The organism is Chitinophaga sp. CF118, assembly GCF_900112615.1.
GTDB lineage: Bacteria > Bacteroidota > Bacteroidia > Chitinophagales > Chitinophagaceae > Chitinophaga.
Genome location: NZ_FOMK01000012.1, coordinates 21,179 through 33,973, shown reverse-complemented (window position 1 = coordinate 33,973; position 12,795 = coordinate 21,179). Strand labels below are relative to the sequence as shown.

Annotated in this window: 4 protein-coding genes; all 4 read right to left on the bottom strand. The window is 40.3% G+C overall.

Going from position 1 to position 12,795, the window contains the following annotated elements; translation table 11 throughout:
- Positions 1-851: 851 nt before the first annotated feature.
- Genes BM176_RS28550 through BM176_RS28535 form a run of 4 tightly spaced genes read right to left on the bottom strand, consistent with a single transcriptional unit; the run spans position 852 to position 12,792 of the window.
- Positions 852-1,211, bottom strand: coding sequence for a hypothetical protein (locus tag BM176_RS28550; RefSeq protein ID WP_090107820.1), 360 nt, complete (start codon positions 1,209-1,211; stop codon positions 852-854).
- A 12-nt stretch (positions 1,212-1,223) separates the two neighbouring features.
- Positions 1,224-9,764, bottom strand: a complete 8,541-nt coding sequence (locus tag BM176_RS28545; protein ID WP_090107819.1) for an RHS repeat domain-containing protein — start codon at positions 9,762-9,764, stop codon at positions 1,224-1,226.
- A gap of 10 nt (positions 9,765-9,774) precedes the next feature.
- Complete coding sequence (locus BM176_RS28540; RefSeq protein ID WP_090107818.1) at positions 9,775-10,518, bottom strand: LolA3 family protein; 744 nt, start codon at positions 10,516-10,518, stop codon at positions 9,775-9,777.
- Positions 10,519-10,536: 18 nt separating this feature from the next.
- A complete protein-coding gene (locus tag BM176_RS28535) occupies positions 10,537-12,792 on the bottom strand; it encodes a hypothetical protein (RefSeq protein WP_090107817.1) in 2,256 nt (751 codons plus the stop codon).
- Positions 12,793-12,795 lie beyond the last annotated feature (3 nt).

Here is a 12,795-nt window from a genome sequence, read left to right as displayed (position 1 = left end):
TCTCTCTGTTTCTGCCAAAACTCTTAGCAGTTTTAATTTTACTTTTGGATGAACCTTTGGGAGTTCGTACAAATGTACCATCCATATCTCTCCTTTTATAGTTTGATAACCCTCCTGGTTTCCCAATAAAATCTATTGCTCCTTTAAGCCTGGTCAAATAGTAGTTTGTAAGTACTACGATTTGCCTAAAATCTATTATTAAGTCAAATACAACACCTCTATAATCCCTCCTTATATAAGGAGGTGTTATAGAGGTGTTATAGAGGGCTTATATAGGGCTTATATAGGGATTGTATATACAGTAGCCATACATGAAATTACCATGAAAGCACTCGTAGAATGGGAAAATACAAGTAAGAAGTATCTGCATACTAGCTGTCCTTTATTTTCAGCGAATAAATTAAGTGTTATATGTTGGAGTAGCTGATGGATATCGCAGGCTGAGGAAAATTTATGCATTTAAAATCATACACTTAAAGTATTTGTTCTTTTTGCAATGTAGGATAATCATTAGCAGGATTCCGGAAAATCTCCTTAAAAAACAACAGGCATAAGAATACACTTGTATCCTTATGCCTGTCAATAATAACGAAAATAAATATTATTCCTCAGTTACGATTAGTGCATTTATATAACTAAATGCTCCATAAGTACCAGTTGTTGCTACTGTTAGTGGTAGAAGTAAATTTTATGCAGATGATACCAGCGTTCAGATTAATATCTGTAACAGATATTAAGGCATCTCTCCGATACAGACAAGCAATACATCCCATATGCTTTGGATGGCTTGCTGCGTGATACTAAAGCCAGAGCAATTTATAAATAATGAAGACTCTATTTCACAAAAAGCCTTAACCCCTCATATCCATGTCTTTTCTTGCCAAATCCATAGCAACCAATAATTGTATTTGCCTCAATTTATTAAGTCCGCGCTTATACTCATCAATGCTTACCAATTCAGCTTGTGGATCCCCTGTTTTATTATGATTTATTTCAATTTTTGCAACCAACTTATCATCTATTAATATCCAATAAAAATCTTCCCCCTGTTCGGGTATCCAGTAAATCACATAAGCAGTAATCATACTTGGAAATAATCTCTTCAACACTGCTAGCAGCATTGAATTATAGTTCTCTGTAAAGAGTGCTTTATGTGATTCTATAAGCTGCGTTCGAAACTCCTTCTCAATTTCAGATCCCATTAATTTCATAATACAAGAAAATTATTTTATAATACCTGGTGAGGCGGTTACCAAATTTCCATATCTATCAGTCAAAACAGTCATTATATTAGTAGGTCTATACCCATTAAATTTGTCAGTACCTATGATATCGGGTAACGTTATTTCTCTAACAAATCGAGTACCATCGTTACTGTTTAAAGTTCTCGTAATGGGTGTATTCACAACATTTGAACTTCTTAACAATGACCGAAGTCTATTTTCTGATACTAAAAACTGTGATTTCTTCTTCATTGAGAAATGTTCGTCTAGTACATGCTCCCACCCTTCCTTAGTAATATTAATACGCGACTGAACACGGCCTGGAGTATTTTGACTTTGACTTTGTCCATCGTTTTGACCATTAGTTGCATTGGCTAATACTATAGAAACATTCTTTATTTCAAGATTCACTGCTTTAGTAGTGATCCCTTCTCCATTACTGACCATACTCAAGCGAGGTGCCGTTCCTGTCCCGTTCAAGGCTCCAGGTCCTGGAAGTGACTGCGATACCAGAGTTCCTCCTTTATAGTAACCTGCATACTCCTCATTTATGCCTAAACTTTCAGGACTTCTATTTAACATCCCGCCACTCAGTCGGCTATTAAGTCCATTAACCCCTCCTGCCGTTGAAGACATTGCTGCATTAAATACTTTGCTTTGCCTTTGTCTACCAGTTTCTGTCCAACCAGTAAGTCGTCCTTCTTGTATAAACTGGCCTGTCTTATAAAAACCATACTGAATATATTCCCACGTATTCGAAGGTGCGTGATCAGGCCAACTAAGCCAAGTTGGCCAATCGGGCCACATACCAAGTGCGTCTACAAGCGTAATAGGATTATTGGCAGCAAAAATATAAGGGCTATTATTTGGATAATTCTTTGTTAATGGATCTATAGACAAGAACTTTCCTAGTCGTGGATCATATGCTCTAGCTTCAAAATTCACCTGATTCCCTTCCCCCTTCACCTCATTATCATTCTCCTTCCCATTAAACCCATAACGATATTTACCACTACTAAACCCTCTTCCCGGCATCTGCATACCAAACGGATAATACTCCTGGGAAGAAACAACATCGGCTTCGTAATGATCTAACAGACTACCTGTAAAGATGCTGGTTTTCCTATCTGATACAGTCGCGAGAACATTGCCCAAATGATTACTTAACTCAAAGAACTTCTTTCCTCTTATGAAATTAATATTAAATCCGGAACCAAGGCCTGACAAATTAACAAACTCAGGTGTCAATGTTGTATCAACATTGGTATTCAATGTATTAATACCTAAGCGGCTACTACCATAAAGATGCGTTTCTGTTTGGGTAATAGCCCCGCTGTTGATAGCTGGGTCGTCTTTGGTATAGATGCTCATCACATTACCCGTAGCGTCCCGCACATACCAGGTTTGTACGCCATTTACGGTTTTGCTAATACGATTGCCTGCTACATCGTAGGTGTAAGTAATAGTAGGCTTGTTGGAGCTGGTGATGCTGGCAATCTTACCATAAACCGTCCAGGTAATGTTGGTGATGCTGGAAGCGTTGTCTGTGATAAGGTTACCTATGGCATCATAGGTATAGTTCGCCGCTGACTGGTTATCAATATCGTTGTCGTAATTAGCATTGTCAATTTTATCGTCAATGAAATCCAACTTGTTGGTACCAGTTTGGTAAGTGTAGGCCATGCTGTCCATTCCTAATGGCTTACCCGCAAAAGTGTTATTCCCCTTACGGTTGTAAGTGAGAATATTACCATTTGCATCATAACTTATCGATTCTTTGAAGTCTGGTAAGGTAACTGGTGTCCAGGTATTATTGGTGACATTTAAGCCATTTGATGCCTGCATCTTTTTCAGTCTGTTCAATACATCATAGTTGTATGAATACATTAATGGTGTGCCTAACGACGACAAATGCTGACTGATAGCGCCAATATTACCATTGAACAACGGATTCAATCCCACTGCTTCTGCAAATGGTTTTACAGAGTTGCTAACAGGACTGTAATCCCGGCTACCATAATAATGCAATGCAAATCCAAAGACATCTTTAGCAATCATGCTACCAGTAGCCCCATCATGCCCTATATCATAAGCAGGAGTCAAAGCAGTACTATTAACACCCTTTAACCAACCTTGCAGTGTATACGCATAATCCAGTCCCTGCACCTGTTGCTGACCTATAATAGTCTTTGCCAACGGTCCATGTTTATAATACTGGTAATACGCATCGTTTTCCCAATAAACACTATCGTGACTGGTTTCTACATTCGTGATCCGGTTTTCTGCATCATAACTATAACGATGATAGAAAGCATCTGGCTTGCCAGGTTGGTATGCCACCTGGTTTACTTTCCCACTGATCAGATCATAGCGGTACACCATCTTTTTGAAACGGTGACCGGCATCCTTCATTCCACCCAGTTTGTAATCCTGTAACAATGTATCAACATTACCATGGATATCGTAGCTGTAAAAAGTAGCAGCGGCATGTTTACCATTATCCTGGTCTTCCGCTGTATTATAAATAGCGGACCACGATACACGATTGCGCAGATTTGCAGCAGAAAGATAGTACTGTGTTATTGCAGAATAAGCAAGATCATAGTTTGTGACAGTGATCTGTGTGCGGGAGGCCGCAGCGTTACTGATCCATGTTGCTAAAGTTGCAGCATTCCGACTTGTTTCTTTCGTCATAGCAGTTGCACTGGTAATCTCTCCTACTTCAGATATACGACCGAGTACGTCATAAGTCGTATAACTGTATTGATTCAGTAATGTCTGTTTAGCATTTTGTGAAACGGCTAATCTACCTAAACGATCATACCAGAATTTGCTGGTTCCTGCATCAGGGGTTTGTTGTGCGACTACCTGATTGAGGGTATTATAACGATACTGTGTTACCATCCGATGAGGAGGCATCAGGGTATCACCTGCTGCTCTTGCTGCTTTTACGCGGTTAATCCAGTTATCGGAACGATCGATTACCACACCCGCAGGAGGAACGGTCTTTAAGAGATTGCCTGCCTGATCATAATAGTATAAAGTATAGTGGTATTCACTGGTGGCATAATGAACAGTAAAGACTTCTTTTTGTCCTGCCTGGAGGCTCGTAGCAATATAGTCGTCTTCGAAGTTGTTCTTCACAGAGTCTCGGTAGGCTTTGAAGAGCTCAGTCCCTTTGCTTACTGCGAAGAATTCATTGTCTGAACAGTTATTAATGGAGTCAGTTGAAACTGACGGGAATAACGGAGTGGCATTACCACAAAGTAAAAGTCTGTTACTGGAAGGAACACAAGTATTGTTACCATTACAGTCCAATACAGCATGTACAGGTCTATATGATTTCGTTACAAGTTTTATCTCTTTAATTGAATCAACAGATAATGAGAAATTATAGGACCATACAATCGTATTTCGGGCTACCATTCCTGGTATAGTGTCATAAGTAACATTAATAGCGGTATCACTACATCCGAATTTACCAGATATTAACGTCCGCATTAACAAGGCATTATTTCCATAATAGCCAACCCCGGAAATGCTATGGTCTGAATTCTCTATAATACGACTTAAGTTAGTCTTACCATTTAATCTGACAAGATCAGACCAGGCAATTGTATTATTTGAATTTATTTTATGCCAGGCTACCTGCTGATAAGGAGATGATACAACATTCTGTACAGCAATAATACCTCCATCTGCAACAGGACTAACAGCCGTCAATTGTGTAACATCATTGCCTAAAGGACGGGATAATGTTTTTGCAGAAATTATAGCTCCATTTTCATTAATCTTAACAAGGCTATTATTTGTTTTGCCAGTACCTGTATTGGTGAGTGCAAAATTCAGCAGGTATCCATAGGGTCTTTTGTAAATTTGTCCTGAGAAAGAAGATGCCGGAATACCTGCTCCCAAATCATACTCATAACTGTTTATAATTGCGCCTGTACCCCTATTGATTTTTAATACCACTCCACTAAAACGTCCTACTGGTTTATACTCAGCAAAATAAGTACATCCAACTATTACTAATGTATCATTATTCTGCACCATAGAATACCCTTCATCTCCGCTGCCCTTTCCTATCCTCTTTACCCATATGCCTGTTCCATCACTTCTTACAGCGCCAAACAATCCATCAGCCAAACCATTAGTTATATTCCATCTTCCGGAAAAAGCATATCCACCATCACTTGTTTGAATAACATCGGCACCTGTTTCTCCATATGTAGTATAATAGCCAACTGATTTACTCCATGTAACAACTCCTGCACTATCCATTTTAACAAGGAGAATACCACTTTCCTTCAGATCATACCCTCGTACTGTACCGGTAACAATATATCCACCGTCAGTAGTCACTTTTGCCCTGTTAAAATAATCATCACGATATCCACCATAACTTTTCGACCATAAAACATTCCCTTGCGCATCCGTTTTTACAATATAACCATCCGTATTACCGTCAGCATTTTTCACCCGTCCAACCATCAGAAACCCACTATCAGCAGTACTGATAACATCTTCAAAAATTGTTGTACTATCATTTGAATATGTATCTATCCTTTGTTCCCCAGGGTTTGCATCTTTACAAACTGAACTGTCTTTGTAATTATACAATTTACAGCTATCCATGAATGTAAGATATTCCCATGCCTGCTTACCAAACCCAAGATTGTGGTTCATATAGGCAGCAAACAATTGGTTTTTCTTTTGCTGTAGAGTATTAGTATCTGCTTTCTGAGGAACTATACCAGGATATGTTCTGGCAAACCGGTTATATAGCGTATCAATATCCTCGCAATAAGCACATGGTGGCGCTATATTACACTGAATAAGAACAGGTATTGTGACCGGTGTAGCTAAATACGTACAGCTATTATTGGACGATGTATCGCAGCTGGCTAATAACAGGTTTAATTGCAAAGTTGTCAAAGATACTCCCCGGGTCCTGTATAGATAGGCAGAGAAGCTACTGTCTACCGGCTTCTTATTGGCATTGAATTCTGTTTGTAATGTGTGCAGGTTATTACATTCACAATCAGTTGGCTTAGTATAAGATTCTCTGTCACCGTAAGCAATCTGTTTATCATAAGGCCTGGGAGAAGTAATCTGGTATATATTACAGTTCAGAGTATCATTAATACCATGCAACTGGTTATATTCACTTAATACTGCCTGGAAGCTGCTATAAGTATAGGTACTACCAGGCTTTGTGGTGCTGGCTCCATAAGGATGATCAATATCTGCCCCCTCCTTACATACATTTAATAGTTTAGGAATTATATCATTATTCAGTGCAGCGGTATCATAGTAAGTACAGCCAGATAACTGTTTAACCCACGCACTAACATAACTATTACAATTAGCTGCATAAGATCTTGCCAGTGCTGCATCGCTAGAATCCTTTACAGTGCCGGATGCAGCAGTATTCATGTAATCCAGTCCATTCTGATTTAGAACATCCGAAACATTTGTGAAATTCAATGTTTTACATGCGGCAACCAGTTTTGCTCCCGTGGCACCAGCACAATCCAAACCCTTCAATTTATCATTGATAATGTTCTTCTTTACGGTAAGATACATCTGGCGGAAATTGCGCCATGCCATATCCAGATCGCCAGTACACATATTGCTCTCATTAAATGCAGCAGCACTTGTTCCATAAGTGTTAAAACAGTTGGAACTGGTAGCAGCGTCGGTACATTTCAACGTAATAGTAGCTACACTCCACATAGACAGTATTTCCGAACCACTTCTTTTATTATAATTTTTAAGCAGATCTTCCAACGCCTGTTGCTGTGCAGCACTTTCCATTGCCAGAGAGTCTTTGTGCGCTGTCACAACTGTAAAGCCGAACGTACTATTTGCCGTAGGATTCAGATAACCACTGTCTCTCGCATCTTTATAACTATCTACAGCTTCAAATTTACGGTCCCAATTATGGCTGGACTGATGTTTCTGATATTCCAACAGCTTACAATATTCCGGATGGAATTTGAGTAAAGAATCCGCCCAGGATGCTTTAAATTTAGCAGTAAACTGTGCCGCCGTTAATTTTTGAGGAATTACATATGTATTGGTCAACTCATTATACACACTATCAGGATGGTTCGCTCCGTCCGTATAATGAATTGTGTCACGCTGATATGGTGGTTTTGTATTTTCATCCTTTTGATAAAAAATAGAATAAATATCCAAAGTATCCTCCACATTGGCATATTGTCCGGATGAAGCCGGATTCATATCTCCCAACATCGCATTACGGATACCGGTCAGGTCCGATGTTTCATTACACAAAGCATCACAGGCCTCAATAGCCGCTGCATAAGCTGCTTTAATTTCTACAGTATCTATTGATTCTATACCTGCCCGACGCATATAATTAACCTTGAAAGCTTCCCAGGTACCTATACTATCCCGGCACGACTTACAATCAGGAACACATTGTGTACTCAATAATAATGTTCTCTGTTCCTGTACAAACTGTTCAATAGTAGTACACAGATTCTTCTTCATGAAAATACTATCCCTGTAGTATTCCAGGGCTGTGCGGTTTATTGTCAACCGTTTAGTGATCTCATAATTCCCTCTGGGCAGGCGGCGGGAGAAGGTTACTGTTATAGGCTGAGGGTCACCACAATCCGTGATGATAGATCCTGCCGTGTAGTTGTGCAGGATCGTATCAAATGGTTGTCCTCCAAGATGCTGGTTGAACACATCATCTGTGATCTTTATCTCCAGATCGTAACGGCCAACATAACAAATAGTATTGTTGTCGCAATCCTTCTTTTGCAGTACAGGAGGTATTAAAGTGTATTTAAACTGATAGACGGTATCCAATGCCACCAATTGACTCTGGCTGCTTTCCAGGACCAGGTCTTTAATCACATTACTATTCGGACGCGATAAGGTATCTGTTACCTCAAAAGGAACATTGGACGATAAGTTTTCCAGGTTCGCACTATCCGGCATACCAGCTAAAGCAGTAGCAATAGTACGACCATGCATATCCAGATAAGAAACTGCATATTGCCCATTAGCATCCTTCACCCTATTCTTGAAGTAGTGCGTTTTTTCTCCGGCTTCTGTTCCGAATAATACATCCAGGTCATTTTCGCCCGGAGAGCCATATTCGTATATTGTTTCATGGTTACTTCCCAGTTTGTATACAGGCCCTACACCACTCTGCCTGCTGATCCTGCCGGTATTGTCCTGTGTGTAGGATGTTTCTGTAAAGGCAAAACCACCTGCATCTGGCAGATATTTATTAAAGCCGTTGTCCTTCTCAGGATTGGCGGAGGAATAATACTGGTTAGCACCTTTGATTGAAGACATACCATTTGCACTGGTGGTGAGGAAATCTTCCGGAGCAAGCAGCGTATCGTAATTGCCTTTGTCGTATTCGGAGCCATTAAGGGCTACATTGAAATTGCGGGAATATTTGATCACATTACCCAGTGAAGGAGCCGGCATCACCTGGATCACCGGACGGCCCTGGTAATCGTATAAAGATTCGCCAACGATAATGGTATTGGTACTGTTATCCTTAGTCACAATCTGTCTGTTACGCAGGCTTCCGTCAAAATACTGAACAGATACTTTCCGCTTACCATCTTCTGCAAAACTGATATTTGACTGCCAATTGAGTGAGCGGTGATGCCCATCATAGCTATAACTACCCAAGCCTCCGGCTGTGGTGGAACTCCAGGCAGTTTCAATGCGTACGTTATTCTTCTTTTCCTGAACAGCTCTTACACGAAAAAACAGTACCCCTTTACTGTCATACATCAGGGGAATATTGTACTTAGTATCTGCGAGTGTAACCCGGGATGCATTGTTACGGAATAATAGTAACGGGCTTATAGGATTACCATATTTCTCATTTGCCAGTGCACTTGAATCCGCATAAGTCCATTCCAGATCATATACATCAGCACCTGTTATTCCGTCCCAGTTAACCGTTATCTGATCTGCAGAATCTGCCGGTGGGATATAACTAATACTTTGCACTGCATTACCTATACACGACAATTTATAAACAGGATGTATATCCATCTCATTCTCTAACAGTAGTACAGGCAACACGTCCGAACTGGCATCTGTAGACACACTTAAGATCTTCACCTCTACCCTGTGGGCATTGTTAAATACAAAACCGGTCCTGCTTGTATAAGCACTCGTATCTGAATAGTTGAGTGTGAGTGTCTTATCAATTGAGTCAACCTCCAGGTCCGGCCGGGTGTAGATGATCCGCAAATTGACAGTAGCACTGAATACAGTGGGCAGTTTTACTGTCGAATATTCATTGATCCGGAGGGTGATAATGTTCTTTACAAGGTACGGGGTATCCAGTTGAGGAAGATCTACAAAATAGATACTATCTCTTACTATAACTGTAGAATCGGTAGCTATCTGCCCTTTACTCCCATCCAGTACCTTCTTTAATACTGTGATTGATTGTGCCTGAATATTACCAGCTACTGCCAATAAAATCAGCAGTATGAACCATTTAACTTTCTGTTTTAGCAACAAATGCATAAAATCCTTTTTATAAATTAGGGGTTGCTACAAATATTTTGTAATTACTATACGCTGCTGTGGTCTTAAACTCAGTTCCTTCTTTATAGAAAAAGATCTTATCATCAAAACGGCTACTATCCACCTGCAGGGAATGATAATTGTAAAAGATGGCACGCACAATTGCATATTCATCATAACCTTCTTTCGTGGCATTATCTTCCTCAGGTGTTTCTGTAAGCAAGGCCGTTTTTACAACATATTGCATAGACAATAACCGGTGGCCGACTGTATCAACCGTCATTTCCATCCGTTTGCAAGGCCCTCCTTCAGCAAATCCGATACGAATGATGCTGTTCCTGCCAGATTTGTTTATGCTGCAACTGGTGGCACCGGACTGCTTCAGGATCGACTCCATCTGTAACAACGGATCTACTGTATTTGCAGCATTGGCTCCTGATGCCACGTACATCAGGTTATCTTCCTTAAACAAAACAATGTTGTATTTGTCGTTGTGGATCGTTTCTGTGTTATCCATCAGGCAATGGTAATTGATGCCATCTGTTTCAATGCTGCCTTTCAGTGAATCCAGTACCTTCCCAGGCGTATGTTCATTTGCATAGATGTATTTCAGATCAAAAGCAAAGAGCTCTTTGGTATAACCTTCGCGTAGCGATTTCAGTATGCCTGTTGCTCTTTCAAGTTCAGGTATAGCCTGTGCTCCAGCTGATTGCAGGCAGGTAAAAAAGGCGGCGAAATAAAGTAAACGTTTCATCTGTCAATATTTTAAGAACTATTCTTTCAACAAGGCACTCCTTGTTTCAGTGATAGTTTTGATACCTCTTTCTGTTTCTTTCTTTAAGCGGATAAGCGTACCATCATCGTCATATTCGTACATGGTTGCGTAATTGTTCTCATCCAGTTCTGCCATCAGCCGGAGGTTTTCCGGATTATACACGAAGGATTTCATATTGGCATTATAAGGATGGATACGCAGGTCATCGAAATAGACAGTACCTGTACCTGTAGCCTGCATATTTACAGTCAACACAGTAGCATCTGCGGGCAGTTCTATCACTTGTTCATAACGTTGCCAACCTTCTATAATAGCTCCCTGTGGTTTTGCTACAATAGCGATGTTACTGGATGCGCGCGCAATAATGATATTGATCTGGTTATTGACATAGGATTCACCTTTGCAGTCCTGCGCTTCCTTTACCCATGCACTTACCACTATCTTTTTACCAGCCAGCGGAGAGAAACCAGGCAGCAGAACATCCTTATTAGCTTTAATACCCTTTAATACCACCCCACCCGCAGAACAATTGTTATTGGCCGTATTAAAGGCAAGGCTAAAGTCGTCGCCACCGTCTGCGAGGATATTGGCACTGATACCCGCGCTTTTGTTTCCTGCTATGCGTAAACTGTATCTGCCGGTATGCTGTTCTGTTGTATCCAGATTATCTTTATAAGAGGAGAAGTCGAAACTCCTCGAAGTTGTACAGGCGGAATCGCATGGATTAGCACCATAATAGTAATCTTCGAATCCTTCAAAAGCGGCCTCACGGTAACGGGCATTCTGGACCACTGCAGTAGGCAACGCATCATCATAACCGTATAAGCCGGTATTAAAACGTCCTAAAGGATCTTTATTTTCCAGTTCGAAGCCTCTGCGATTATGCAGGGTTATTTCACTGTTCCATACCCATCTGGCGGAGTCTGTATTCTGTGGTTGCCATGCACCATCCACCAGTTTCCAGAAATCGGAGTAATCTTTTATCGTACCATATTTACGGATATTGGTATACTGTGAAGGATCTGTTTCTGAGCGATCATTATAATAAGCATAAGAACGGTAAGCACGCCAGTTACCAGCTATACCGTACGTAAATGGATTCACACTGGTATCGGTAACCGCACTATAACAAATTGTGGAAGACTTTTCTGTACAACTGTAGCAGGAATCTATTTTTAATTGTGCTACAATTGTGGAATCACCAGTTACGCTGTATACCACGTCAATAAAGGGACGTTTGGATTCATCAGAATATTTCTGGTTGCAGAAGGTGTTATATCTTAAACTGGAGTCCCCTATATCATTATATTTTAGAACAAAACCATAATCAAGGGCTCTGATATCTGTAATTAACCGATCCGTGAGGTCTAATACAAGGTCTTCATCCGGTGCATCAAATCCTAAATCAATTTTTGTATAAAAATCTTGTCCCACAATTAGCAGCCGATAGAAATTCATGCCGTAATTCCAGGCATCATAGCAGACTAGCAAAGATGAAGATGGTCCATAATTAGTTCCGGCAAGTGTTGTATGTGCATTTGGATAAGTAGTAGGACGATACCCTTCAGGTTTGGCGAACAAATGCAGACCTGCTGAAATTACTTTTGCATTTGAAGGCAGGCTTTTAATACTGTCCGCGGAGAAGAAGGTCATTGCCATATAACTACTATCATTCCTGTCTGCTGCGTAGATACTGCCAGTTGTTGTATCGGTTATTACATAAGGATATCGATATCCTGCTGGTAATTCCGGAAAGATATCATTTGCGTGTATTACTTTGTAAGCACTTATGGAACGGTTTATAAAGTATCGTTTCTGTCTGATTCCATTATAGGCGAGATAAACACTGCCGGTATTATCACAGGATTGTGTAAACAGATTGTAAAAGGAAACACTGGCATTGTTCGTAGTGGTTAGTACTATAGAACAATCTCCAAACATTGCCTTATAGCTGTTGCCTGTTTCAGTTGTTGTGAGTGCATAAAAATACTTGTTTATATTTTTAGTCAGGATAGGACAACCTGTATATGAAACGCGGAAGCCTGCTCTGTTGGCATCCCTCACAAGGGTAGAGACCGTGATATGATCTGTTTGCTTTATAAATAATCGACGCGAAGCAACGAGGTAATCGAATAAGGGCTTCAGACAGCTACAGGCACAGGAAGATGTTGTGCTCTGTGCATACAATTTATTGCCGGAACCAGCAATAAATTGAAGCAGGCTGAAAATGAGTATAAAAAAGTATCGTTTCATATG

Bases quoted from the DNA above. Each gene is read 5' to 3' on its own strand.
- BM176_RS28550 (WP_090107820.1), bottom strand. From the start codon at position 1,211: ATGAAATTAATGGGATCTGAAATTGAGAAGGAGTTTCGAACGCAGCTT.
- BM176_RS28545 (WP_090107819.1), bottom strand. From the start codon at position 9,764: ATGCATTTGTTGCTAAAACAGAAAGTTAAATGGTTCATACTGCTGATT.
- BM176_RS28540 (WP_090107818.1), bottom strand. From the start codon at position 10,518: ATGAAACGTTTACTTTATTTCGCCGCCTTTTTTACCTGCCTGCAATCA.
- BM176_RS28535 (WP_090107817.1), bottom strand. From the start codon at position 12,792: ATGAAACGATACTTTTTTATACTCATTTTCAGCCTGCTTCAATTTATT.